This window comes from Pseudomonas siliginis (assembly GCF_019145195.1).
In the GTDB taxonomy this organism is placed as follows: domain Bacteria; phylum Pseudomonadota; class Gammaproteobacteria; order Pseudomonadales; family Pseudomonadaceae; genus Aquipseudomonas; species Aquipseudomonas siliginis.
Genome location: NZ_JAHSTW010000001.1, coordinates 208,187 through 231,736 on the forward strand (window position 1 = coordinate 208,187; position 23,550 = coordinate 231,736).

Annotated in this window: 24 protein-coding genes; 14 read left to right on the forward strand and 10 right to left on the reverse strand. The window is 59.6% G+C overall.

The window, feature by feature from the left end; translation table 11 throughout:
* The first annotated feature begins 46 nt into the window (after positions 1-46).
* Positions 47-877, forward strand: a complete 831-nt coding sequence (locus tag KVG87_RS00885) for an undecaprenyl-diphosphate phosphatase (protein ID WP_016774688.1) — start codon at positions 47-49, stop codon at positions 875-877.
* Positions 874-1,302, forward strand: a complete 429-nt coding sequence (locus KVG87_RS00890) for a DUF1294 domain-containing protein (protein WP_217848662.1) — start codon at positions 874-876, stop codon at positions 1,300-1,302. The genes KVG87_RS00885 and KVG87_RS00890 overlap by 4 nt, the downstream gene beginning before the upstream one ends.
* A 119-nt stretch (positions 1,303-1,421) precedes the next feature.
* Here the strand turns inward: KVG87_RS00890 and KVG87_RS00895 are convergent, their stop codons facing one another.
* Both KVG87_RS00895 and KVG87_RS00900 read right to left on the reverse strand, forming a co-directional pair.
* Entirely contained in the window at positions 1,422-1,781 is a 360-nt protein-coding gene (locus KVG87_RS00895) for an MmcQ/YjbR family DNA-binding protein (protein ID WP_217848664.1), read from the reverse strand.
* Positions 1,778-2,686 carry a LysR substrate-binding domain-containing protein gene (locus KVG87_RS00900; protein WP_110645260.1) on the reverse strand — a complete coding sequence of 303 codons (909 nt, stop codon included), beginning with the start codon at positions 2,684-2,686 and terminating at the stop codon, positions 1,778-1,780. Before KVG87_RS00900 ends, KVG87_RS00895 begins: the two co-directional genes overlap by 4 nt.
* Positions 2,687-2,812: 126 nt before the next feature.
* Between KVG87_RS00900 and KVG87_RS00905 the strand changes: the two genes are divergently transcribed.
* Together KVG87_RS00905 and KVG87_RS00910 are read left to right on the forward strand one after the other, a co-directional pair.
* Positions 2,813-3,424, forward strand: a complete 612-nt coding sequence (locus KVG87_RS00905) for an FMN-dependent NADH-azoreductase (protein WP_016774691.1) — start codon at positions 2,813-2,815, stop codon at positions 3,422-3,424.
* A gap of 167 nt (positions 3,425-3,591) precedes the next feature.
* Positions 3,592-4,629, forward strand: a complete 1,038-nt coding sequence (locus tag KVG87_RS00910; protein WP_217848666.1) for an alpha/beta hydrolase family protein — start codon at positions 3,592-3,594, stop codon at positions 4,627-4,629.
* Positions 4,630-4,667: 38 nt separating this feature from the next.
* Here the strand turns inward: KVG87_RS00910 and KVG87_RS00915 are convergent, their stop codons facing one another.
* Complete coding sequence (locus tag KVG87_RS00915) at positions 4,668-5,855, reverse strand: MFS transporter (RefSeq protein WP_217848667.1); 1,188 nt, start codon at positions 5,853-5,855, stop codon at positions 4,668-4,670.
* A 275-nt stretch (positions 5,856-6,130) separates the two neighbouring features.
* The gene (locus KVG87_RS00920; protein WP_016774693.1) at positions 6,131-7,717 is read right to left on the reverse strand and encodes an ABC-F family ATPase; all 1,587 of its coding nucleotides are present in this window, start codon (positions 7,715-7,717) and stop codon (positions 6,131-6,133) included.
* 374 nt (positions 7,718-8,091) lie between these two features.
* On the opposite strand from KVG87_RS00920, the gene KVG87_RS00925 reads away from it, so the two are divergent.
* The 4 genes from KVG87_RS00925 (at position 8,092) to KVG87_RS00940 (ending at position 12,699) form a co-directional block, all read left to right on the forward strand.
* Positions 8,092-9,318 carry a zinc-dependent alcohol dehydrogenase gene (locus KVG87_RS00925; protein ID WP_073474496.1) on the forward strand — a complete coding sequence of 409 codons (1,227 nt, stop codon included), beginning with the start codon at positions 8,092-8,094 and terminating at the stop codon, positions 9,316-9,318.
* 15 nt (positions 9,319-9,333) lie between these two features.
* Positions 9,334-10,263, forward strand: a complete 930-nt coding sequence (locus tag KVG87_RS00930; protein ID WP_110600651.1) for a ZIP family metal transporter — start codon at positions 9,334-9,336, stop codon at positions 10,261-10,263.
* Positions 10,264-10,372: 109 nt separating this feature from the next.
* Positions 10,373-11,740 carry an iron-containing redox enzyme family protein gene (locus KVG87_RS00935; protein WP_217848669.1) on the forward strand — a complete coding sequence of 456 codons (1,368 nt, stop codon included), beginning with the start codon at positions 10,373-10,375 and terminating at the stop codon, positions 11,738-11,740.
* 14 nt (positions 11,741-11,754) lie between these two features.
* On the forward strand, positions 11,755-12,699 hold the full coding sequence (locus tag KVG87_RS00940; RefSeq protein ID WP_217848671.1) for a methyltransferase: 945 nt from the start codon (positions 11,755-11,757) through the stop codon (positions 12,697-12,699).
* Between the two features lie 33 nt (positions 12,700-12,732).
* Here the strand turns inward: KVG87_RS00940 and KVG87_RS00945 are convergent, their stop codons facing one another.
* On the reverse strand, positions 12,733-13,167 hold the full coding sequence (locus tag KVG87_RS00945) for a short chain dehydrogenase (protein ID WP_206420296.1): 435 nt from the start codon (positions 13,165-13,167) through the stop codon (positions 12,733-12,735).
* 308 nt (positions 13,168-13,475) lie between these two features.
* Here KVG87_RS00945 and lpxO point away from each other — a divergent pair, with 308 nt between their 5' ends.
* A complete protein-coding gene (gene lpxO, locus KVG87_RS00950) occupies positions 13,476-14,375 on the forward strand; it encodes a lipid A hydroxylase LpxO (protein ID WP_064362281.1) in 900 nt (299 codons plus the stop codon).
* 132 nt (positions 14,376-14,507) lie between these two features.
* Here lpxO and ku read toward each other — a convergent pair whose 3' ends face one another.
* A complete protein-coding gene (ku, locus tag KVG87_RS00955; protein WP_056785952.1) occupies positions 14,508-15,374 on the reverse strand; it encodes a non-homologous end joining protein Ku in 867 nt (288 codons plus the stop codon).
* 188 nt (positions 15,375-15,562) lie between these two features.
* Between ku and KVG87_RS00960 the strand changes: the two genes are divergently transcribed.
* From KVG87_RS00960 to nudC, 4 genes are all read left to right on the forward strand, one after another.
* A complete protein-coding gene (locus KVG87_RS00960) occupies positions 15,563-15,883 on the forward strand; it encodes a hypothetical protein (protein WP_217848673.1) in 321 nt (106 codons plus the stop codon).
* A gap of 52 nt (positions 15,884-15,935) precedes the next feature.
* Complete coding sequence (locus KVG87_RS00965; protein ID WP_217848681.1) at positions 15,936-17,081, forward strand: PQQ-dependent sugar dehydrogenase; 1,146 nt, start codon at positions 15,936-15,938, stop codon at positions 17,079-17,081.
* A 205-nt stretch (positions 17,082-17,286) separates the two neighbouring features.
* Positions 17,287-18,099, forward strand: coding sequence for a crotonase/enoyl-CoA hydratase family protein (locus tag KVG87_RS00970; protein WP_095179999.1), 813 nt, complete (start codon positions 17,287-17,289; stop codon positions 18,097-18,099).
* A 7-nt stretch (positions 18,100-18,106) separates the two neighbouring features.
* Positions 18,107-18,937, forward strand: coding sequence for an NAD(+) diphosphatase (nudC, locus tag KVG87_RS00975; RefSeq protein ID WP_217848683.1), 831 nt, complete (start codon positions 18,107-18,109; stop codon positions 18,935-18,937).
* Here the strand turns inward: nudC and KVG87_RS00980 are convergent.
* From KVG87_RS00980 to KVG87_RS00990, 3 genes are all read right to left on the reverse strand, one after another.
* Positions 18,905-19,684 (reverse strand): TSUP family transporter, encoded by a 780-nt coding sequence (locus KVG87_RS00980; protein WP_076562976.1) that lies wholly within the window; start codon positions 19,682-19,684, stop codon positions 18,905-18,907. The genes nudC and KVG87_RS00980 overlap by 33 nt on opposite strands.
* Before the next feature lie 262 nt (positions 19,685-19,946).
* Positions 19,947-20,426, reverse strand: coding sequence for a nuclear transport factor 2 family protein (locus KVG87_RS00985; RefSeq protein ID WP_016774707.1), 480 nt, complete (start codon positions 20,424-20,426; stop codon positions 19,947-19,949).
* Between the two features lie 54 nt (positions 20,427-20,480).
* A complete protein-coding gene (locus tag KVG87_RS00990) occupies positions 20,481-21,044 on the reverse strand; it encodes a TetR/AcrR family transcriptional regulator (protein WP_217848685.1) in 564 nt (187 codons plus the stop codon).
* Positions 21,045-21,259: 215 nt separating this feature from the next.
* Between KVG87_RS00990 and pssA the strand changes: the two genes are divergently transcribed.
* Entirely contained in the window at positions 21,260-22,603 is a 1,344-nt protein-coding gene (gene pssA / locus KVG87_RS00995; protein ID WP_217848687.1) for a CDP-diacylglycerol--serine O-phosphatidyltransferase, read from the forward strand.
* 105 nt (positions 22,604-22,708) lie between these two features.
* Here the strand turns inward: pssA and efeO are convergent, their stop codons facing one another.
* Positions 22,709-23,533, reverse strand: a complete 825-nt coding sequence (efeO, locus tag KVG87_RS01000) for an iron uptake system protein EfeO (protein ID WP_217848689.1) — start codon at positions 23,531-23,533, stop codon at positions 22,709-22,711.
* Positions 23,534-23,550 lie beyond the last annotated feature (17 nt).

The following is a 23,550-nucleotide window of genomic DNA, read 5'->3' on the forward strand; positions in this document are numbered from 1 at the left end:
AAATACTATCGGGGCATGCCCGCGTGCATCGCTCTTTGGGGGATTGATGGATCTTTGGACCGCCTTGCAGGCACTGATTCTAGGAGTTGTAGAAGGGCTGACGGAGTTTTTGCCCATTTCGAGTACCGGACACCAGATCATCGTCGCCGACTTGCTGAACTTCGGCGGCGAGCGGGCCATGGCGTTCAACATCATCATTCAGCTCGGCGCGATCCTCGCGGTGGTCTGGGAATTTCGGCGCAAGATCCTCGACGTGGTGATCGGCCTGCCGACCCAGCCGAGCGCACGGCGTTTCACCGCCAACCTGCTGATCGCCTTCCTGCCGGCCGTAGTGCTCGGCGTAATTTTTGCCGATCTGATCCACGAATATCTGTTCAACCCGATCACCGTGGCGGCGGCGCTGGTCATCGGCGGAATCATCATGTTGTGGGCCGAACAGCGCCAGCATGAAGTGCATGCCGAAACCGTCGACGAGATTCGCTGGACCGACGCGCTGAAAATCGGCTTCGCGCAATGCCTGGCGATGATTCCAGGCACCTCGCGTTCCGGCTCGACGATCATTGGTGGCTTGCTGTTCGGCCTGTCGCGCAAGACGGCCACCGAGTTCTCGTTCTTCCTCGCCATGCCAACCATGGTCGGTGCGGCGGTGTATTCGGGCTACAAATACCGCGACCTGTTTGTGCCGGCGGATTTCCCGGTGTTCGCCATTGGTTTTGTCACGGCGTTCATCTTCGCCATGATCGCTGTACGCGGCCTGCTCAAGTTCATCGGCAGCCACAGTTATGCAGCGTTCGCCTGGTACCGGATTGCCTTCGGCCTGTTCATTCTGGCGACCTGGCAGTTCGGCTGGGTGGACTGGTCGGCGGCCAAGGCATGAACGACTCCCGCACGCGCCGCCCTGAGGGACGACCTACAGGCGGCCGCGTTCAGCATCTGAAATTGAAGCTTGTGGTGTTGCTGATCGTCTGCGCGCTGCCGCTGTTCGGCTCGCTGTCGATGTGGCTCAGCGGCATCTCGCGGGTGCCGCTGGCGGCGTACGGGATTGTCAGTGTGCTGGCGTTCTTTCTGTACTGGGCCGACAAACGCAAGGCCCGCGCCGATGCCTGGCGCACGCCGGAAAACATCCTGCATGCGGTGGAACTGGCGGGTGGCTGGCCGGGTGCTTTGATCGCGCAGCAGGTGTTCCGGCACAAAACGCGCAAGGTGTCGTTTCAGATTCTGTTCTGGGTGATCGTGTTGTTGCATCAGGTGTTCTGGATTGACCAGATTTTCCTCGGTTCAAACCTGCTGTCGCTGATCTAACGTGCACCGAAAATCCCCTGTGGGAGCGAGCCTGCTCGCGAAAGCAATCTCATCCTCGCTGATGAGTCGCCTGACAAACCGCCTTCGCGAGCAGGCTCGCTCCCACAGGATTTGCGTGCTTACAAAAGCAGGCCGATTTGGGTTTTCTTAGGCAACTTGCTCACCACCAGTTGATGCGATCGCTGCAACAGTCCCCGCAATTCGTTGGCACCCAGCGGGTAGGGCGGGTGCATGATGATCCACTGCGCCCGCGCCAGATACGGCGCCGGATGAATCCCCGGGCGGTCGCAATGGCCGAGAAACAGATCCTTGTCGACCTTGAACGCCAGCGAATCTCCTCGCAGCCCCTGCAAGGCAAACATCTTGTTGCCGGCAATCGAGAACACCCGCACGCCGCCCCATTTGTAATCTTCCCGCGCGCCGGGCAGGGCAAGACAAAACTCGGCAACTTCGGCTTCGCTCATTCTTCCCTGTTTCATAGAAATCGATCCCCGCAGGCATTGAACGATTCGACCAGGTGATCGATCCATGCGCGCACCGCTGGCATTACCCCGCGCCTGTGCGGATAGACCGCTTGCAGCCAGCCGCCAGGCAATGACCATTGCGGCAGCACTTGCACCAGTGTGCCGTTACGCAATTCGGTTTCGCAGAACATCATCGGCAGCACGGTAAAGCCCTGACCGGCGAGCACGCAGGCCTTGCGCACCACGAAGTCATCAATGCCCAGCCGCGCTTCCATGCTCAGATCGACGCTCTTGCCTTGCTGATCGAGCAGACGCACATGAACCATGCGGTCGGCTTCCAGCGCGCCGAGTACCGGCAGGTTTTTCAGGTCCTGCGGATGAGTGATGGTCTTGCCTTGCATGAACGCCGGGCTGGCGATCACCACTGCTTGCGCCTGCCGCAAGCGCCTGGTGACCAGCAACGGATCTTCATCACCGTGATCGCGCACACGCAAGGCGACATCGATGCCTTCGGTGACCAGATCGACCCGGCGGTTGAGCAGCACGACCTCCAACTGCACCTGCGGAAACTTGCCGAGAAAGTCGCTGATCACCGTCGGCAGCATTTCATGGGCAAGCCCGGTCGGGCACGACACCCGCAAGCGCCCGCGCGGTTCGCTGGACATGCTGGCCACGGCTTCGTCAGCCATCTCCGCTTCCAGCAACATCGCCTGACAGTGGCGCAAATAGCGTTCACCGACGGCAGTGAGATTCAGTTGGCGGGTGGTGCGTTGCAGCAGACGTGCGCCGAGTCGTTCCTCCAGTTCGGCGATCCTTCTTGAAAGCCGTGACTTGGGAATGCCGAGCAGGCGCCCGGCGGCGGCAAATCCGCCGGCTTCGACCACTTTGGCGAAGTAGTAGAGATCGTTGAGGTCCTGCATGCACGTTTCCAGTCGTTCTATCAATGGGACGAACTATCGCATTGTCGGCGACTAATCAGCTATTGGTTTGTTGCGTAGGATTGTCTCCATTCCGTCGCCGCCGGCGATTCTTTCAGGAGAACCCACATGAAACTGTTGCACATCGATTCGAGCATTCTCGGCGACAACTCGGCTTCCCGTCAGTTGAGCCGTCAAGTCGTCGACGCCTGGCAAGCCGCCGAGCCGAGCGCCGTGGTTACCTACCGCGACTTGGCCGCCGATGCGATCAGCCACTTCTCGTCGACCACGCTGGTTGCCGCCGGCACCACCGCCGAACTGCGCGACGCTGCACAACAGCACGAAGCCGAGCTGAGCGCTTCGACCCTGGCCGAATTCATCGCTGCCGACGCCGTGGTGATTGCCGCGCCGATGTACAACTTCACCGTTCCAACCCAGCTCAAAGCGTGGATCGACCGCGTCGCCGTCGCCGGCCAGACGTTCCGCTACACCGAAGCCGGCCCTGAAGGCCTGTGCGGTGGCAAGAAAGTGGTGATCGTGTCGACTTCCGGTGGCATCCACGCCGGTCAGGCCAGCGGCATCGCTCACGAAGAATATCTGAAGCTGGTACTGGGCTTCCTCGGCATCACCGATATCGAAATCGTCCGGGCTGAAGGTCTGGCCTATGGCGAAGAAGTGCGCAACAACGCCATGAGCGCTGCGCAAGCGAAGATCAGCGAGCAACTGTTCGCCGCCGCGTAAGGCTTGCGTAAAGAACAGCTGATGTTCAGGTAATCCCCCAAAAACTCTGTATTCTGGTTCCGCAAGGGCCGAATACGGAGTTTTTTGTTTCTGGCTGTTACATAATCTGGCCCGGGTTATGCAGTTTCAGCACATCCGACGATGTGGTCCGAGAGGGTGGGGCATTCATGAGGCATCTTTGTGCAATGTTGCTGATTTGCCTGCTGGGCAGCCTGAATACAGTGCAGGCCGCACCAGGGCGCCACCCTGTCTGGAGCGTCGGTTATCACGAGATGACCTTTCTCGACCCGCTCGATCTGCAACCGATGCGCGCCATCGCTTTTTACCCCTCCAGTGACCGCGAGCACATGAGCTTGCTTGAGGGCTATTCGGTCGAGGCTGGAGAAGACACCAAAGTCGCGATCGGCCGCTTTCCCATGTTGATGCTGTCCCACGGCAATACCGGCACGCCGCTGGCCCTGCATGATCTGGCCACTTCACTGGCGCGCAAAGGCTTTGTCGTGGTGGCGGTAATTCATCCCGGTGACAACTGGCGCGACCACAGCCGACTTGGCACGTTGAGCAATCTCTACGGGCGGCCAATCCAGATTTCCCAAGCGATCACCGCCACCCTCGGCGACAACATGCTGGCACCGTTCGTCAATGCTGATCAGGTCGGTGTGATCGGTTATTCGGCTGGAGGCGAGACCGCGTTGATTCTCTCCGGGGCGCAACCGGATCTGGATCGTCTGCGCCGCTATTGTCAGGAACGTCCGGATGATCACGACGCCTGTAACACCCAGGGCGAGCTGATTGTTGATCGCGATGACTTGCAGCCGGTGGCCGATCCACGGGTTCACGCGTTATTGCTGATGGCGCCGCTGAGCCTCAAGTTCGGCCGCCACACCCTCGCCGATGTGCACGTACCGGTGCTGCTCTACAGCGGCGACGGCGACAAACTGGTGGCCTTCGATAAAAATGCTGCGGCCCTGGCGCGCAAACTGCCCACCGCGCCGGACTTCAAACTGCTCGCCGGGGCAGGGCACTTCGTGTTCATGGCGCCGTGCACCGAAGAGCAGATCCGCGCCATGCCGGCGTTGTGCACCGATGCCGACGGGGTGGATCGCGAGGATATTCACCGCAACCTGATATCCGAGGCCGGACGGTTTTTTGCCCAGGCACTGGGTAAATCGAGCAGGGCGGGGATGCAGACGGCGGATCAATAACTCAAACACCGCTCCCACGGAGATTGAATTGTCTGTTTTCAGGGAAGTGCACGACGCTTGAGCAACAAGGTCAGGCCTAACCCGGTCACTGACAACAACGCCGCGCAGAAGAAAATCCACGAATAGCCCAGTTTCAACGCCACCGCGCCCATCAATGGCCCGGCAATCGCCAGCGCCAGATCGAAGAACACTGCATAAGCCCCCAACCCTGAACCACGACTGGAACTCGGCACCTGTTTGATCGCTTCAACGCCCAGCGCCGGGTACACCAGAGACAGCCCAAACCCCGCCAGCCCTGCGCCAATCAACGCATACGCACTGGAGGGCGCCAGCCACAACATCACCAGCCCGACAGTTTCAACCGACATGCAAACGATGGCCGAGGCAAACCCGCCAAACCGGGCAATCGCCGAGATGAACAACAGCCGCGACAGAATGAAACACACGCCAAACACGGTCAGGCAGTAAGCCGCGCCGGTCCAGCCTCGGTTGAGGTAATAAAGGGTGATGAAAGTCGTCAGTGTGCCGTAGCCGATCGAGGCTAGCGTCAGGCTGGTGCCGTACGGCGCAATCTTGCCGAACACGGCCCAGAATGACAGGCGCTCACCACGAATCACCGGCACCGAAGGCTTGTTGCGGATCAACCACAGCGCACCTGCCGCCAACGCCGACAGCGCGAGGCCAAGGCTGACAAAACCATATTCGGCAACCATCACCACGCCCAGCGGCGCACCAATGGCGATCGCGCCGTAAGAGGCGATGCCGTTCCAGCCGATGGATTTTGCCGTGTGCTCGACACCGACCTGACCCATGCACCAACTGATGGTGCCGACGCCGATCAGGCCTTGGGCGATACCGAGCAACAAGCGCCCGGCAATCAGGATCAACAGGCTGGTCAGCGGAAAGCTTTGCAGCAAGGTCGACAGCAACGTCAGCGCGCCGCTGAGGACAATCCCCCACAAGCCATAAATGATCGCCCGCTTGGTGCCGAGCGTGTCCGACATGCGCCCGGCCATTGGCCGACTGAGCAGGGTGGCCAGATACTGCGAACCGATCACCAGGCCGGCAATGATCGCGCTGAAACCCAGTTGCTCATGGACGTAACCGGGCAATACCGCAATCGGCAAACCAATGCAGAGGAAGGCAATGAAGGTGTAGAAAACGATGGAGACGATCTGCAGGGTGATCGCCAGGGAGCTTTGCGGTGGCAGTGGCTGCGCAGACATGAGCACTCGTTCGCGGGCGGCGGTGGGAGAGTTGCCGACATCATGGCGCGGGGCCGGGATAAAAGAAAGCAGGCTAACTACTTTCCCTTGGGATTGATGGGGCTGCTGACGGCCCCTTCGCGAGCAGGCTCGCTCCCACATTTGAAATGCATTCCCCTGTGGGAGCGAGCCTGCTCGCGAATATCTGCGCACCCACAATTCCCAAACGCCGAATGCAAAAAGCCCCGTCACACGGACAGGGCTTTTAACTTGTCGCTTGAAACTAAAAGCTGCTCTTAGAAAACGACGCCCTGGCTACGCAGGTAGTCATCATAAGTGCCGCTGAAGTCGGTCACGCCGTTCGGGCTCAGCTCGATGATGCGCGTGGCCAGGGACGATACGAACTCACGGTCGTGGCTGACGAAGATCAGCGTGCCCGGGTAGTTTTCCAGCGCCAGGTTCAGCGCCTCGATCGATTCCATGTCCAGGTGGTTGGTCGGTTCGTCCATGATCAGCACGTTGGGCTTTTGCAGGATCAGCTTGCCGAACAGCATGCGACCTTGCTCACCACCGGAGATGACCTTGACCGACTTGAGGATCTCGTCGTTGGAGAACAGCATCCGGCCCAAAGTACCGCGAATCATCTGCTCGCCCTGGGTCCACTGACCCATCCAGTCGAACAGGGTGACGTCGTCTTCGAAGTCGTGAGCGTGGTCCTGAGCGTAGTAACCCAGTTCAGCGGCGTCGGTCCATTTCACGCTACCGGCATCCGGGGTCAGTTCGTTGACCAGGGTGCGCAGCAGGGTGGTCTTGCCGATACCGTTCGGGCCGATGATCGCAACGCGCTCGCCGGCTTCAACCTGGAAGCTGAAGTCCTTGAACAGTGGCTTGCCATCGAAACCCTTGGCCATTTTCTCGACCATGACCGCCTGACGGTGCAGCTTCTTGTTCTGCTCGAAACGAATGAACGGGCTGACGCGGCTGGAAGGCTTGACCTCGGCCAGCTGGATCTTGTCGATCGCTTTGGCGCGGGAGGTGGCCTGCTTGGCTTTCGAGGCGTTGGCCGAGAAGCGGCTGACGAACGATTGCAGTTCGGAGATCTGCGCTTTCTTCTTGGCGTTGTCCGACAGCAGTTGCTCGCGGGACTGGGTCGCCACGGTCATGTATTCGTCGTAGTTGCCCGGGAACAGACGCAGCTCGCCGTAATCCAGGTCAGCCATGTGCGTGCACACGCTGTTCAGGAAGTGACGGTCGTGGGAGATGATGATCATCAGGCTGTTACGCTGGGTGAGGATGTTTTCCAGCCAGCGAATGGTGTTGATGTCCAGGTGGTTGGTCGGTTCGTCGAGCAACAGCACTTCCGGATCGGAAAACAGTGCCTGCGCCAGCAGCACGCGCAGTTTCCAGCCTGGCGAAACTTCGCTCATCGGGCCGAAATGCTGTTCCAGCGGAATGCCCAGACCCAGCAACAATTCGCCGGCACGGGATTCGGCGGTGTAGCCGTCCATCTCGGCGAACTCGGTTTCCAGCTCGGCGACGGCCATGCCGTCTTCTTCGGACATTTCAGCCAGCGAGTAGATGCGATCGCGCTCGGCTTTGACCTTCCACAGCTCTTCGTGACCCATGATCACGGTGTCGATCACGGTGAATTCTTCGTAGGCGAACTGATCCTGGCGCAGCTTACCCAGACGCACGTTCGGCTCGAGCATGACCTGGCCACCGGACGGATCGAGGTCGCCGCCGAGGATTTTCATGAAGGTCGACTTGCCGCAACCGTTGGCACCGATCAGGCCGTAGCGATTGCCTGCGCCGAATTTGACCGAAACGTTTTCGAACAGCGGCTTGGCGCCAAACTGCATCGTGATGTTAGCTGTGGAGATCAATTACCTTACCTATCAATGGGTTAGAGCTGGTCTGTGGTGCCTGGTACAAACTTGCGTACCAATCTGGAGCTTTTCCAGCTCCCCCCAGTCTGTGCTTGAGTTGAGCCAACGCGCATAAGCCGTCCGCAACTGGGGCCGTTGAAGGCAAGCTGCTGAGCGACGAGTACGGGGTTCTTGTTGGACATTGGCGCGCATTGTCGCATAACTCAGACGGCAGTTATATGGCAGGCAAACGGGCGTACACATCGGCTCGTCCGAGAAGCGACCGATATCCGCTGATCAAAATCTCGAAAACCCGAATGAACTCACTCGACCATTTTCACTTCGGAAAGTGGAGCAGCAGCCATTTTGTTCAAACGAGTGAGGACCAAGCCATGCGAGCAATGACCTATCACGGCGCCCATGACGTGCGCGTCGAAACCGTACCGGACCCGAAACTTGAAGCCGCCGACGACATCATCCTGCGCGTCACCGCCACCGCCATCTGCGGATCGGACCTGCACCTGTACCGCGGCAAAATACCCACCGTCGAGCACGGCGATATCTTTGGCCATGAGTTCATGGGCATCGTCGAAGAAACCGGCCCAGCCGTCACCGCCGTGCAGCGCGGCGACCGTGTCGTGATTCCGTTCGTGATCGCCTGTGGCGATTGCTTCTTCTGCCAGCAAGAGCTTTACGCCGCCTGCGAGACCACCAATGAAGGCCCTGGCGCGGCGCTGAACAAGAAAATGATTCCGCCGCCAGCAGCGCTGTTCGGCTACAGCCGTATGTATGGCGGGATTCCCGGTGGCCAGGCGGAACTGGTGCGGGTACCGAAAGCCAATACCGGGCCGTTCAAGGTGCCGGGCACGCTGTCGGACGAGAAAGTACTGTTTCTCTCTGACATCCTGCCGACTGCCTGGCAAGCCGTGATCAACGCCGGCGTCAAACAGGGTTCGAGTCTGGCCATTTACGGCGCCGGACCGGTCGGTTTGCTCACCGCAGCCTGCGCGAGAATGCTCGGTGCCGAGCTGATCTTCATGGTCGACCATCACCAGTACCGCCTCGATTATGCCCAGCGCACCTACGGCGTGATTCCGATCAACTTCGATGAAGACGATGACCCGGCCGACACCATTACCAGCCAGACTCCCGGCCATCGCGGCGTCGATGCCGTGGTCGATGCCGTCGGTCTTGAAGCCAAGGGCAGCACCACCGAAACGGTCATGGCTACACTCAAGCTTGAAGGCAGCAGCGGCAAGGCTTTGCGCCAGTGCATCGCCGCCGTCCGGCGCGGTGGTGTGGTCAGCGTTCCGGGCGTATATGCCGGGTTCATCCATGGTTTTATGTTCGGCGATGCATTCGACAAGGGCCTGACCTTCAAAATGGGCCAGACTCACGTGCAGCGTTTTCTGCCGGAACTGCTTGGCTACATCGAAACCGGCAAGTTGCAGCCCGAAGCGATCATCACCCACAGGCTATCGCTGGAGCAGGCCGCCGAGGGCTACAAGATCTTCAATAAGAAGCAGGAAGAATGCCGCAAGGTGATTCTGACCCCGGGTGGCAGCGATGTTCCGCTGGCGCAACTGGATGAAACCACGCCGTTCGCACCGGCCACCTGAAATTGAGGAGTTTTCATGGCGCTACCGTCATCTTCATTCGCAGCTCCCGTACGCGCATGGTTCGTGAACCTTTCGCGTACGGGCTGGGGAGGGCGCATTTTCTGGCTGACCCTGGTCGGTGTCACAGTGTTGTTGCTGATCAGCGGCTACACCGGTTTGGTCAGTACCGGCCGCGACACGCTACGCCTCGCAACTCTCGGCGGGCTGTCGGGTTTTGCCGCGACGGCAATCGGTGCGTTGCTGGCCCTGGCGTTGCGCGCGATTACTTCGCGAACTCAAGACACCATGCTCGGGTTTGCGGCAGGGATGATGCTGGCCGCCAGTTCCTTTTCACTGATCCTGCCGGGCATTGCGGCGGCGAAGGAGGCGGTGAGCAGTCCCATGCTCGCCGCTGCCGTCGTTGTGGCCGGCATGGCCTTGGGCGTGGCGTTGATGGTCGGCCTCGACCGCTTCGTTCCTCACGAACATGAAAAAAGCGGCCGGCGCGGGCCCGAAGCCAAGCGTTTCAATCGAGTCTGGCTGTTCGTGCTGGCGATCACCCTGCACAACCTGCCGGAAGGCATGGCGATCGGCGTCAGCTTCGCCACCGGCGACATGAAAATCGGCTTGCCGCTGACCACTGCGATCGCCATTCAGGACATCCCCGAAGGTCTCGCTGTGGCGTTGGCGCTGCGGGTGACCGGCATTTCCGCAGTGCGTGCGGCGTTGATTGCCGCCGCTTCAGGATTGATGGAGCCGTTGGGCGCGATTATCGGTTTGGGCATCACCAACAGCTTCGCCTTGGGCTTCCCGGTAGCGATGGGCCTGGCCGCTGGTGCAATGATTTTCGTGGTGTCCCACGAAGTGATTCCGGAGACTCACCGCAACGGCCACGAAACACCGGCCACGCTCGGGTTGATGCTTGGCTTCGGCGTGATGATGTTTCTCGACACGGCTTTGGGTTAGTCAACCATCCACACCACTGAGCGCATCGCCCCGCACAAAAAGGGAATTTTTTTCAGCGCCAATCACTCTTTCGTTTATAGGCAATGCCAATAACGCAGGGGAATGAGTCATGTCGCTGATCGAAATCCCGACCAGGAAGTCTTCGGGTAAAACATCCACGCCGGCGGATACCGAGCGCCGGCTCTATGACCGATTGCTGGCGGACGACTCCACGGTTGATCGCGCGGCACTGGACTTCCTGCGCCGACAACTGAGCAAGGCGGCTGCGCTGTCTGACGATTTGCCGGCCAGCGCCGAAGAGCTGCTGCAATGGTCGGAAACCCGCTGCGCCAGCGTGGCGGCCGAATACGCCGATTACCTCGAGCAACGTCAGCAGGGCGCGCCGCGCCGCTATTTCCGCAACAAATCCCACGCTTTGTATTTCGTCTTGCACGTGGCACCGACCAAAGAGGTCGATGGCGCTTGGCTCGCCGGGCTGCTGCCGCAGTGGCAGGACCCGCGTTTCGACGATTTGCTCGATACCTATCTGGAAGAGCTGGGCGAGGGCGTGCCACGGCAGAATCATGTGGTGATCTATCGCAAGCTGCTCGCCGAGCATGACTGCTCCGATCTGAGCGGTCTTGCCGACGAGTATTTTCTGCAAGGCGCGGTGCAGTTGGCACTGGGACGTTTCGGCGGGCAGTTTTTGCCTGAAGTTATCGGTTTCAATCTCGGCTACGAACAACTACCTCTGCATCTGCTGATCAGTGCTTATGAATTGGCAGAGCTGGGCATCGATCCGCACTATTTCCGCCTGCATGTGACCATCGACAACGCCAGCACCGGCCATGCGCGCAAGGCTGTGCAATCAATGCTCGAACTTATGCCGTTGGGCGAAGAGCGCGATGAGTTCTATCGGCGCATGGCCGTCGGTTATCGCCTCAACGACATCGGCAAGGGCACAACCGCCGTGATTACAGAGTTCGATCTGGACCACGAAGTCATCGCCATGCTTGAGCGCAAGGCTGTGTTTGGCCGGCACATGCATTCCGACTACTGCCGCATCGAAAACCGCACCATCAATCAATGGCTGGCCACGCCGGGACAGATGGGCGAGTTTCTGTCGGCGCTGGAGCGCAAAAGCTGGATCAAACGTGGTGAGGCATTGGAAGAAAGTCGCTTCTGGCGTTTGATCGACGGCAGTGACGCGGCAATGTTCGGGGTGTTCAATGGCTATGAGAAACAGCTGTTGCGCGACTGGATCACTCAGGATTGCCCGGCCTCCCGGCCTCGGCCTTACGTACGCCGCGAAGCTGCCGTCGAAGAAAACTTCGACGATGACGCCGATCTGCTCAACCTCGAAGCCGCACTGGCTGACAAACCTGCCGCCGAGCAGATGGCGTTGTTGATGCCGTGGCTGCAACCGCAGCGACACTGGCGCCCGGCCGGACTTTTCGCGACGCGTCGCTTCATGCAACTGCGCGCCCGTTTGCGTTGAAACAAGGAGGCTTCATGTCGGCACAAGAAACATCGGACAGAGCGCTGTTCGAGCTGGGCAAGCGCCTGCTCGACAGCGGTTATCACTTCATTACTCCAACGCCGTTGACCCACGAACGATTTCTCCAGCGCTTTGCCACGCCGTTGGCGAAAGATCTGCGCGATGTGTTTGGTTGGTCGATGCCGTTTCCTTCAGAGCTGTTTCGCGCAGAAGAACTGGCCACGCTGGAGCAGGCCGGTGTAGTCGAACGCGATGGCGCGGTGTGGCGCAGTCGTGTGCGCTGGTCGACGCTGAATGACCGGTTGTTCGCCCACTCGGCGTTTCCGACGACGGCGAGCGATGCGGTGTTCTTCGGCCCCGACACTTATCGCTTTGCCCAGGCCATCGAAGCGCAATTGCAGCAACGTTTTTCGCCGATCAGACGCGCGGTGGACATCGGCTGCGGCAGCGGAGCCGGGGCGGTGCTGATCGCCAAGGCGCGCCCGGATGCCGAGGTGCTGGCGGTGGACATCAATCCGCAGGCGTTGCGCATGAGTGCGGTCAACGCCGAGTTGGCCGGGGCCAACAACGTGTCGGTGTACCACAGCGATCTGCTCGCCAGTGTCGAGGGTCAGTTCGACTTGATCATCGCCAATCCGCCGTACATGAACGACCAGCAACAGCGCGCTTATCGCCACGGCGGCGGGGCGCTGGGTGAGGGTTTGTCGGTGCGGATCGTGCGTGAGGCGTTGCCGCGTCTGGAAGTCGGCGGCACGTTGCTGGTGTACACCGGCGTGGCGATCGTCGCCGGGCAGGATCCGTTCCGCGAGGCCGTGGCGCCTTTGCTCAAGGGCGAGCGTTTTGGCTGGACTTATCGTGAGCTCGATCCGGACGTTTTCAGCGAGGAATTGCTCAAGCCTGAATACGAGCGCGCCGAGCGCATCGCCGTGGTCGCACTGACGGTAACACGCGAGCAGTGACCGATAGTTGGGCCACTGCTCGCGCGGTGGCCTTCAGCGATTTCTGATGCGCGAAATCGTCAGCAGGCAAACCCCTACCAACATCGCAGCCCCGGCTACCAATAGCGGCGAAGGGCGTATCGGCTGCCTCGAAATACGCTCGATGCGCCCGGCGAGGGAAGCGCGCACAGGTGCAGCAGGTTCCGCCAGATAAGGCGCTTCTTCAATCTCCAGCCGTAAGCCGTCCGGCATTACCAGCGTCAGCCCTTCGATCGTGCCGGCAATTCTGCCCGGATAAACCGGCTCACCGGTCGGGTCGAGCTGGTCGTAGAAGAATATTTGCCCTTCAAGCCAGCCGATGGCCGTCTGCAACTCAGGTCCCAGGTAATACTTTCCATCGAGAAAAAAGCCAGAGAATTGCGGCGCGCGCTCGACGCTTTCAATTCGATAGCGCTGACCTGGTTTCATACCGGTTTCTGGGGCGATCATGGGGGTTCCTCCGTTATTGGTAAGCGATAGAGGAGCGCGTGCCAAGCGTGGTTCCATTGAAGTGAGCAACGGGCGTTTCGCCTCTTGTACAACGGGCAGGCATTACACAAACGCAGGCAAGACAGTTTTTCACAGTTGAGGGTTCACTATCGGTTACGAACTGTGGCTAAAATGCCACCCTTTCACCGAGCGCCCGGAAACGGCGCGGGCCATGGACGCGCCCTGTGCATCAAGATCGCTGCATAAGACGCTGGGCCTCAGGCCTCCAAGCGCGCAGTTTGTTCACTTTTGACGTGTGACCCTTTTCCGTGAAACTCATCATTGCCGCTGTTTATGTCATCTCCATTGCCTACGTTCACTTGCGTGGGCGCGTGCGCCACAAACTGGGGCGGCAATTGAGTGACCACTCGACGTTCCTCGCGCCGATCAACTGCTTCCTCTATCTGTTTTCCAGGATGCCCAACAAGCCGTATCTGAACCCGGCAGACTTTCCCGATCTGAGCCCGTTGCAGGCGCACTGGCAAGAGATTCGCGAGGAAGGCCAGAATCTGCTGCGTGCCGGCGAGATCAAGCGCTCGAATCAATACGACGATGTCGGTTTCAATTCCTTCTTCAAGACTGGCTGGAAACGCTTCTACCTCAAGTGGTACGGCGACAGTCATCCATCGGCGATGAAGCTGTGCCCACGCACCACCGAACTGGTGCAAAGCATCGGTTCGATCAAAGCGGCGATGTTTGCCGAGCTGCCACCGGGCTCGAAGCTGGTGCGCCATCGTGATCCTTACGCCGGTTCCTATCGTTATCACCTGGGTCTGGATACGCCGAACGATCCTGGCTGCTACATCAATGTCGACGGTGAGAACTATCACTGGCGCGATGGCGAAGCGGTGATGTTCGACGAGACGTTTATTCACTACGCCGAAAACACCACGGACCAGAATCGCATCATTCTGTTCTGCGATATCGAAAGGCCGTTGAAGTACCGCTGGGCAGCAGCGTTCAACCGCTGGTTCAGCCGCACGGTGATGTCAGCGGCAGGCGCGCCGAATGATGCGGGGGACAAGACTGGCGGCATCAACCGCTTGTTTACCAAAATCTACAAGATCCGTTTGCGCGGCAAAGAGCTGAAGAAGCGCAACCGTACGCGGTATTACCTGGAGAAATGGGCGATTTTTGCCGCGCTGCTGGCGATCTTCATTCTGATCTGAAGATTTGCAGTGTAATCGCTGGCCTCTTCGCGAGCAGGCTCGCTCCCACAATCTGAAATGCATTTCCCTGTGGGAGCGAGCCTGCTCGCGAAGGCGGCCTCACTTCAAACATACCTCTAGCTGGCCCAACGCTTACTCCCCGGACGCCTTCCGAGTCTTCTTCGCCGGCGCCGCCTTACTGCTGGATTTGGCCTTGGGCTTGGCCGGTGCCTTGCCACCGAGGCTGCGTTTGAGCAGCTCGGTCAAGTCGATAACATCGGCAGTCTTGCGTTCTTCCTCGCCAGTGGTGGTCTCGACGTCCTCGATCTTGCCTTCGTGGGCTTTTTTCTCGACTAGCGCCATGATCTTGTCTTCGAACTCGTCCTTGTAGTCCTCAGGCGACCACTCCGAGGTCATGTCTTCAACCAGACGTTTAGCCATGTCCAGCTCGCCCTTGGCCAGTTGCGGCTTGGTCACTTCGCTGCCCAGCGCCAGTTCATCAAGGCTGCGCACTTCCTGCGGCCAGCGCAGTTTCACCAGAACCAGCGCCGACTCCAGCGGCATCAACGCGGCCAGGTATTGGCGCGTGTGCAAGACGACGCGGGCGAGGGCGACCTTGTTGGTTTTGCTCAGGGTTTCGCGCAGCAACGCGTAGACCTTGCCGCCGCGCTTGTCTGGCGCCAGGTAATAGGGCGTGTCGATGTTCTGCAGCGGAATCTGCTCGGCATCGACGAACGAGAAAATATCGATGGTCTGCGTGGAAACCGGGTGCGCCGAGCGGATTTCTTCCTCGCTGAGCACCACGTAGCGGCCCTTTTCGTAGGCCACGCCTTTGACGATGTTTTCTTTGGTGACTTCCTTGCCGGTGACCTTGTTGATGCGTTTATAGCCCACCGGGTCCATGCTGCGGCTGTCGAGCCAATCGAAGTCCACGCCTTGGGACGACGTCGCTGAAACCAGCGCCACGGGGATGTGTACCAGTCCAAAACTGATTGCGCCTTTCCAGATTGCCCGAGCCATGACTTGTCCTCCGAGTGATGATCAGGTGACCCGTGGCGCGGTGAGAAAGTTTCCAGTGATTGCGCGGCCTCCAGCGGTACGGTCAAGCCGTGTTACATGTTGTTTAAAGCACGAGGGTTAACAAATCCGAACCCACGGCGTAGCGTGGGCTCCAAGGCTCTAGTCCACGCACATCGAGAGGTATTCCCATGAACCGGTTTCTGATTGGCATCGCCGTCCTCGCCCTAAGTGGTGGCCTGGTTCATGCCGATGTCGTGCTCGCACAAAGCCCTACCGGGAACAGCAACAATCCCTACAACAGCCCGATCCGCCGGGCCAATCCCAACAGCATGCAGGGCACCCAGCCCAGCACTCCGCCCCTTCGCGGGCCGAATACCGTTCCCGTGCCACGTCAGCCGACCGTTGAAAATCGCGGCATTGGCAATGGCCAGCCAATTCGCTCGGTGCCGAGCAATCCGCCAACCTTCATTCCCAACCCGCCCCCACGGGGCACCGGCAGCAACCGTTGAACGGCAGGACTGAAGTTCTGTCAGCCTTTCACACGAACAAAAGGAATCGTGCATGTTGCGTAAAACCCTACTAGCCACCTGCTGCGCCGCCGCGCTGATCAGTGTTCCGGCCTTCGCCGCCGCGCCCAAGGAGCTGAAAAGCGAACAGGGCATTCTTGAAGTCACCACCATTGCCCAGGGCCTGGAACATCCCTGGGCGCTGGCGTTTCTGCCTGATCAGAAGGGCATGCTGGTGACCGAACGCCCGGGTCATCTGCGCGTCGTGAGCAAGGACGGCAAACTGTCGGAGCCGATCAGTGGCGTGCCGCAAGTCTGGGCCAAAGGGCAGGGCGGTTTGCTTGATGTGGCGCTGTCGCCAGACTTCAAGCAGGACCGCATGGTCTATCTGTCGTATGCCGAAGGCGGCGGTGAGGGCGGCAAGGCTGGTACGGCGGTAGGGCGCGGACGGCTTTCCGATGACCTGAAGACGTTGAAGGACTTCAACGTGATCTTCCGTCAGGAACCGAAACTCTCAGTGAGCAACCACTTCGGTTCGCGGCTGGTGTTCGATCGCGACGGGTATCTGTTCATCACCCTCGGTGAAAACAACGATCGGCCGACTGCGCAGGATCTCGACAAGTTGCAAGGCAAAGTCGTACGCATCTTCCCGGATGGCAAGGTGCCGGACGATAACCCTTTCGTCGGCCAATCCGGTGTCCGGCCTGAAATCTGGTCCTATGGCCTGCGCAACCCGCAGGGCGCGGCGCTCAATCCGTGGACCGGCACGCTGTGGGAGAACGAGCACGGGCCACGTGGCGGCGACGAAGTGAACATCATCGAACGTGGCAAGAACTACGGCTGGCCGTTGGCGACCCATGGCATCAATTACTCGATGCAGCCGATTCCTGAGGCCAAGGGCAAAACCGCTGAAGGCACCGTGGCGCCGCATCATGTCTGGGAAAAATCCCCCGGGGTTACCGGCATGGCCTTCTATGACGCGGATCGCTTCACGCCGTGGCAGCACAACGCGTTTATCGGCGCACTGGTGACCCAGGAGCTGATTCGCCTGCAGTTCGATGGCGACAAGGTGGTCCATGAGGAGCGTTTGCTGGGTGAGTTGAATCAGCGTATCCGTGACGTGCGCCAAGGACCGGATGGGTATTTGTATGTGCTGACAGATGAAGAGAATGGCTCGCTTTACAGGCTGGGGCTGAAATGATTGCGTGCGGTGAGTGATCCGACGCCTTCGCGAGCAGGCTCGCTCCCACATTGAAATGCAGTCTCCCTGTGGGAGCGAGCCTGCTCGCGAAGCGGCCCGCGCATCTTGCGCAGACTTCGGGCAGTCCCGCATTTGGCCGAACCGCCGCCCCCTTGCCTTGTTATAGTTCGAGGCTTATTTCCCAGCCCGGTAAAGGATCACTGCCATGACTCAATACTCCGCCTTCAGCGTCGAACTGGCCGACAACATCGCGCATGTGCAGATCAATCGCCCGGAAAAGATCAACGCAATGAACGCGGCGTTCTGGAGCGAGATTGTCGAGATCTTCCAATGGATCGACGATACCGACGAAGTCCGCGTGGTGGTCCTCAGCGGTAACGGCAAGCATTTTTCATCGGGCATCGACCTGATGATGCTTGCCGGTGTCGCCAATGAACTGGGCAAGGACGTGGGCCGCAATGCGCGCCTGCTGCGGCGCAAGATCCTCAATCTGCAAGCCTCGTTCAACGCCGTCGACAACTGCCGCAAACCGGTACTCGCCGCGATTCAGGGCTATTGCCTGGGCGGGGCGATCGATCTGATCTCGGCTTGTGACATGCGTTATGCCGCCGAGGACGCGCAATTTTCCATCAAGGAAATTGACATCGGCATGGCCGCTGATGTCGGTACGCTGCAACGGTTGCCGCGAATCATCGGAGACGGCATGCTGCGTGAACTGGCTTACACCGGTCGCACCTTTGGCGCCGAGGAAGCACGCAGCATGGGCCTGGTCAATCGTGTCTACGGCGATAAGGACACGCTGCTCGAAGGCGTGTTCGGCATCGCCCGTGACATCGCTGCGAAGTCGCCGATCGCCGTGACCGGTACCAAGGAAATGATCAGCTACATGCGCGACCATCGCATCGACGATGGTCTTGAATACGTTGCCACCTGGAACGCCGCCATGTTGCAATCCACCGATCTGCGCGTGGCCATGGCCGCCCACATGAGCAAACAGAAACCCGAATTTCTGGATTGAGTTAACCATGATCTCTCGCTGGACCACTGCAGTACTCGACACCGATCAACCCGGCGGCTGGGCCGTAGCGCGCAGCCCCGAAGGCTTCCTGTTCGATGACAACGGCGCACTGTTCCCGCGCGAGTGGCTCAAGCGCCAGGACCTTTCAGTCCTCGCTGAGCATGGGATTGGTCATCTCGACGGCGAACCGGTCTATCTGCTTGAGTTGCGCAGCGTCAGCGATGTGCCCGGTTGCGGCTGGAAGGGCCTGCGAGCGTTCATGCTCGAAGGCGATCACACGCTGTACAAAGTGCTCGGTTACGCCGCACAGATCGGCACTTGGGCACGAGAGCATCGCTTCTGCGGCAACTGCGGCCTGCCGATGACGCAAGTCCCGCGCGAACGAGCGATGTATTGCCAGCCGTGCGATCTGCGCAGTTATCCGCGCATTTCACCAAGCATGATCGTGCTGATCACCCGTGGCGACGAAATCCTTCTGGCGCGCTCGCCGCGTTTCGTCACCGGGGTTTACAGCACGCTGGCCGGTTTCGCCGAGCCGGGGGAATCGGCCGAGGATTGCCTGATTCGCGAAGTGCGTGAAGAAGTGCAGATCGAAGTAAAGAACATCCAGTACATCGGCAGCCAGTGCTGGCCGTTCCCGCATTCGATGATGCTCGGCTTCCATGCCGAATATGCCGGTGGCGAAATTGTCTGTCAGGAAGACGAGATCGAGGACGCCCAGTGGTTCAACGTGCATGACTTGCCGCCGTTGCCGGCGTCGCGTTCGATTGCCCGTTACCTGATCGACGTCTACGTCGCGCGGCGCTTAGGCCACGCTGAACCAGTGCTGCCAGGCTAAGCGCACGGTCAAGCCGAGCACAACGGTGATGAACACCGGACGAATGAATTTGGCGCCGCCGCTGATCGCGGTGCGCGCGCCAAAGAACGCTCCGACCATCACCGACAGGCCCATGCACAAGCCAATGATCCAGTCGACCTGACCGGAGAAGATGAACACCGACAGCGCCGCGATGTTGCTGACAAAGTTCATGCTCCGCGCCACGCCGCTGGCCTTGACCAAGTCGATCGGGTACAGCAGCAGACTGCTCACGGTCCAGAATGCGCCCGTGCCGGGGCCGGCCACGCCATCGTAGAAGCCGAGGCTGAAGCCCTGGGTCGATTGCCACTTTTTTTTGATCGGCGCGTCGCTGTCCAGCGGCGCTTTCGGCGTGCCGCCAAACAGCAAATACAGGCCACAGGCGAAAACGATCACCGGCAGCATCTTGTTCAGCCACTCGGCCGGCAGGTAATGCGCAACCACCGCGCCAGTGAGCGCACCGATCAGTGTGCCGACAATGGCGTGGGTCCACTGGCGTGGATGAAACAGTTTGCGTTTGTAGAAGGTGAAGCTGGCGGTCGCCGAACCGAAGGTCGAGCTCAGCTTGTTGGTGCCCAGAACCAGATGCGGCGGCAGGCCCGCCGTCAGCAGCGCCGGCGTGGTCAACAGACCGCCACCGCCCGCAATGGCATCGATGAAACCGGCAAGGAAAGCAACAGCAGCCAGAATGGCTAGGGTGGTGAGGTCAACGCTGAGTTCGAAAGGCATGGAGTCGGCTTATTCGGCAAGGCGCAGAACGTGGGCTGCGGGGAGGGCGGTTATGTTACCTGTATCCAACTGTTGCGGCGAGCCGTAGGGCTTCTTCGCGAGCAGGCTCGCTCCCACACATGCGGTGCCTTACGCAACATCAAGTTTCAGAACAAAACCATTGTAGGAGTGAGCCTGCTCGCGATGGCGGCTCGTCAGACGTGAAGATGTCACAGACACGCTATCGCGAGCAGGCTCACTCCTACATGGGACCATGTTCGGCTTAGAGACCGAGTTCACTCAGCCCCGGATGATCATCCGGCCGGCGGCCCAGCGGCCAGTGGAATTTGCGCTCGCTTTCCTTGATCGGCATGTCATTGATACAGGCATAGCGTTGGAACATCAGGCCGTTGTCGTCGAACTCCCAGTTCTCGTTACCGTACGAGCGGAACCAGTTGCCCGAATCGTCGTGCCATTCATAGGCATAACGCACCGCGATACGCGTATCGGAGTAGGCCCAGAGTTCTTTGATCAAGCGATAATCCAGTTCCTTCGCCCATTTGCGCGTCAGAAACGCCTTGGCCTCTTCGCGGTTGTTGGCGAACTCGGCGCGATTGCGCCACTTGGTATCGAGGGTGTAAGCGAGCGACACCTTTTCCGGATCGCGGCTGTTCCAGCCATCCTCGGCGAGGCGCACCTTCTCGATCGCTGACGCGTGGTTGAACGGCGGCAATGGCGGACGTACCTGGGCTGCAGTCGACATGTTCAATCTCCTGATTCATTTAATGTATGAACAACAAGTCCGGCTTATTGAGAGTTACAGGCCCAATAACTTTCGCGCCATGCATTGCGCATTATCGGCGGCACTGTGATCACCCATCACAAGCGCTACGGTAATGGCGCCTTCAATCAGGATCAGCAACTGTCTGGCCAGCAGTTGCGGATCCTCGGCGCCATATTCGGTACATAGCTCGCACACGTAGTCGAGCAGCTTCTGTTTGTGTTCTTTGGCCACCAGCCGCACTGGATCCTGTGGATCACCGGTTTCGCCGCTGGTGTTGATAAAGGCGCAGCCGCGAAAGCCTTCCGAGTCGAACCAGCCCTTGAGCACGGTAAACAGGTTGAGCAGGCGCTCGGCCGGGGTTTCGGCCTGGTCGACAGCACTTGTGAACCAGTGCATCCAGCGAACATCGCGTCGCTGAAGGGCCGCGACAACCAGTGCGTCCTTGTCGGCAAAGTAACGGTAGATGCTTTTTCTGGAGACGCCGGCGGTTTTCACCAGAAGATCCATGCTGGTGGCAGCGATGCCACTTTTGTAGATCAACTTTTCGGTGACATCCAGAATGATGTCGCGTGTCTCATTGCTGATTGATTCGTTCATGTGCCGAACAGTAGAACGACTGTTCTCCTTGGTCAAGCGAATTTCTTCAGCGTGTGTGAAAACGCTTTCGCGAGCACGCTCGCTCCCACAGGGGAATGCATTTCAACGGTGGGAGCGAGCCTGCTCGCGAAGGGGCCATTACGGACACTGACAAGACCCGGCGCAGACGATGGTGTAAGCTCTCAAACTCTTCGGAATCGAACCTTGCGAGCCTTATGCCGTTGCTTTTCAAACGTTCTCTGCTGCCTAAACTGCGCAGCTTCGCGCTGACCGCCGAGGCGGTCAGCATTCTGTCCAGTGCTGCCGAATTCCGACGCTGCCTGCTCGAGCAAATCGCCGCAGCGACCCAGCGCATCTACATCGTCGCGCTGTATTTGCAGCAGGACGAAGCCGGTCAGGAAATCCTCGATGCCCTGCACGCAGCCAAGCTCAAGCGTCCCGAGCTGGAAATCGCCGTGGTGGTCGACTGGTTGCGTGCCCAGCGCGGCCTGATCGGCGCTGGCAAGCAGCCGGGCAACGCCGCCTGGTATCAGGACATGACCCGCACGCACCAGAGCGAAGTGCCGATCTACGGCGTGCCGGTGCAGACCCGCGAGCTGTTCGGCGTGCTGCACCTCAAAGGCTTCGTGATCGACGACAACGTGGTCTACAGCGGCGCGAGCCTGAACAACGTCTACCTGCACAAACTCGACAAGTACCGCTTCGACCGCTACCACGTGCTGCACAGTCGCGAGCTCGCGGATTCGATGCATCATCTGGTCAAGCACGGCCTGATCGAATCGAAAGCAGTGCATCGCCTCGACCTGCCGAACCTGCCGAGCACGCGCAGCCTGCGCAACGACATCGGCGACCTGCGCAGTCGCCTCAAGTATGCGACCTACGACACCGGCGCAGGCAGCACCAGCAGAGAAGGTCTGTCGGTCACGCCACTGCTCGGCGTCGGCAAGAACAACCCGCTGAACCGGGCGATTCTCGAACTGATCGCCAGCGCGCAAAAGCAGCTGACCATCTGCACGCCATACTTCAACCTGCCACTGGGCGTGATCCGTGAGATCAACCGCGCGCTGGCCCGTGGTGTGAAGATCGACATCGTGGTTGGCGACAAGACCGCCAACGATTTTTACATTCCGCCGAGCGAGCCGTTCAAGGTGATCGCCGCGCTGCCGTATCTGTATGAGATCAGCCTGCGCCGCTTCGCCAAACGCCATCAGCACAGCATCGACAGCGGCCAGTTGAATCTGCACCTGTGGCGCGACGGCGACAACACCTATCACCTCAAGGGCATGTGGATCGATCAGCGTTACACCTTGCTGACCGGCAACAACCTCAACCCGCGCGCATTTCGCCTCGACCTGGAAAACGCGCTGCTGATCGAAGACCCGAAAGGCGAGTGGCTGGAGCCACGGGCGAAAGAGCTGGAAAACATCTTCCGCCATACCACGCGGATCGATAACTTCCAGTCGCTTGAAACGCTGCCGGATTACCCGGCAGGGGTGGCGAAGTTTCTCAAGCGGGTGAGTCGGGTGAGGATTGAGCGGTTGCTGTACAGGATTCTCTAGAGCGTCCGCAATTGCTTTCGCGAGCAGGCTCGCTCCCACAGGGACATGCATTCCAACTGTGGGAGCGAGCCTGCTCGCGAAGGGGCCAGACCAGAGGCTAAAAAATCAGTTCAGACCCAACTTCCCGCGCATCATCGACAAATCCTCTGCCAGGGTATTCACCGGCCCGACCAGCGCTTTGCGGTCGTTGTCCTTCACTTTGTCGTAGGTCTCAAAGCCGCCATCTGCCGTTTTGTACTTGGCGAGGATCTTGTCGACCGTGGCGAAGTTCTTGTCGACCTTGGCAACAAACGCCTTGTCCTGCTGTTCGATCTGCGGGCGGAACAGGTCGACGATTTTCTTGGCGCCGTCAATATTGCCCTGAAAGTCATACAGGTCGGTGTGGCTGTAGCGGTCTTCCTCGCCGGAAATCTTCGTCGCCGCGACTTCTTCCAACAGCGCAGCAGCGCCGCCGACGACTTTCTCCGGCGGGAAGGTCAGACCGGCCACACGGCTTTGCAGATCCTGCACGTCTTTGTTCAAACCGTCGGCCAATGCGTCCAGGCCTTTGGTGGATTTCTCCGCGAACAACGAATATTCGAGCCGGTGAAAGCCAGTGAAGTCTTCAGCCTTTACGCCTTTTTCGTGGTCGTCGACGCGCGAGTCGATGGACGCATCGAGATCGCTGAACAGCTCGGCGATCGGCTCGATCGACTCGTAATACACCCGCGTCGGCGCGTAGAGCTTCTGCGCGGTCGCCAAGTCGCCTTTCTTCACTGCGTCGGTGAACTGCTGGGTGTGGCTGGCCAGTTCATCGAGCTTTTCGGTGACGTAAATCTTGTAGTCCGACACCGGCCCCACCAGATCCAGCGGCGCGGTCGCGGCGAACGCCGACAGCGGGGTGTTGAGCAAACCAAGGGTCAGCAATAACGCGAGTGGCGTCTTTTTCATCGGGCGGCTCCAGTGTC

Coding starts and splice junctions, on each gene's coding strand:
- KVG87_RS00885 (WP_016774688.1), top strand. CDS start 47: ATGGATCTTTGGACCGCCTTGCAGGCACTGATTCTAGGAGTTGTAGAA.
- KVG87_RS00890 (WP_217848662.1), top strand. CDS start 874: ATGAACGACTCCCGCACGCGCCGCCCTGAGGGACGACCTACAGGCGGC.
- KVG87_RS00895 (WP_217848664.1), bottom strand. CDS start 1,781: ATGAAACAGGGAAGAATGAGCGAAGCCGAAGTTGCCGAGTTTTGTCTT.
- KVG87_RS00900 (WP_110645260.1), bottom strand. CDS start 2,686: ATGCAGGACCTCAACGATCTCTACTACTTCGCCAAAGTGGTCGAAGCC.
- KVG87_RS00905 (WP_016774691.1), top strand. CDS start 2,813: ATGAAACTGTTGCACATCGATTCGAGCATTCTCGGCGACAACTCGGCT.
- KVG87_RS00910 (WP_217848666.1), top strand. CDS start 3,592: ATGAGGCATCTTTGTGCAATGTTGCTGATTTGCCTGCTGGGCAGCCTG.
- KVG87_RS00915 (WP_217848667.1), bottom strand. CDS start 5,855: ATGTCTGCGCAGCCACTGCCACCGCAAAGCTCCCTGGCGATCACCCTG.
- KVG87_RS00925 (WP_073474496.1), top strand. CDS start 8,092: ATGCGAGCAATGACCTATCACGGCGCCCATGACGTGCGCGTCGAAACC.
- KVG87_RS00930 (WP_110600651.1), top strand. CDS start 9,334: ATGGCGCTACCGTCATCTTCATTCGCAGCTCCCGTACGCGCATGGTTC.
- KVG87_RS00935 (WP_217848669.1), top strand. CDS start 10,373: ATGTCGCTGATCGAAATCCCGACCAGGAAGTCTTCGGGTAAAACATCC.
- KVG87_RS00940 (WP_217848671.1), top strand. CDS start 11,755: ATGTCGGCACAAGAAACATCGGACAGAGCGCTGTTCGAGCTGGGCAAG.
- KVG87_RS00945 (WP_206420296.1), bottom strand. CDS start 13,167: ATGATCGCCCCAGAAACCGGTATGAAACCAGGTCAGCGCTATCGAATT.
- ku (WP_056785952.1), bottom strand. CDS start 15,374: ATGGCTCGGGCAATCTGGAAAGGCGCAATCAGTTTTGGACTGGTACAC.
- KVG87_RS00960 (WP_217848673.1), top strand. CDS start 15,563: ATGAACCGGTTTCTGATTGGCATCGCCGTCCTCGCCCTAAGTGGTGGC.
- KVG87_RS00965 (WP_217848681.1), top strand. CDS start 15,936: ATGTTGCGTAAAACCCTACTAGCCACCTGCTGCGCCGCCGCGCTGATC.
- KVG87_RS00970 (WP_095179999.1), top strand. CDS start 17,287: ATGACTCAATACTCCGCCTTCAGCGTCGAACTGGCCGACAACATCGCG.
- nudC (WP_217848683.1), top strand. CDS start 18,107: ATGATCTCTCGCTGGACCACTGCAGTACTCGACACCGATCAACCCGGC.
- KVG87_RS00980 (WP_076562976.1), bottom strand. CDS start 19,684: ATGCCTTTCGAACTCAGCGTTGACCTCACCACCCTAGCCATTCTGGCT.
- KVG87_RS00985 (WP_016774707.1), bottom strand. CDS start 20,426: ATGTCGACTGCAGCCCAGGTACGTCCGCCATTGCCGCCGTTCAACCAC.
- KVG87_RS00990 (WP_217848685.1), bottom strand. CDS start 21,044: ATGAACGAATCAATCAGCAATGAGACACGCGACATCATTCTGGATGTC.
- pssA (WP_217848687.1), top strand. CDS start 21,260: ATGCCGTTGCTTTTCAAACGTTCTCTGCTGCCTAAACTGCGCAGCTTC.
- efeO (WP_217848689.1), bottom strand. CDS start 23,533: ATGAAAAAGACGCCACTCGCGTTATTGCTGACCCTTGGTTTGCTCAAC.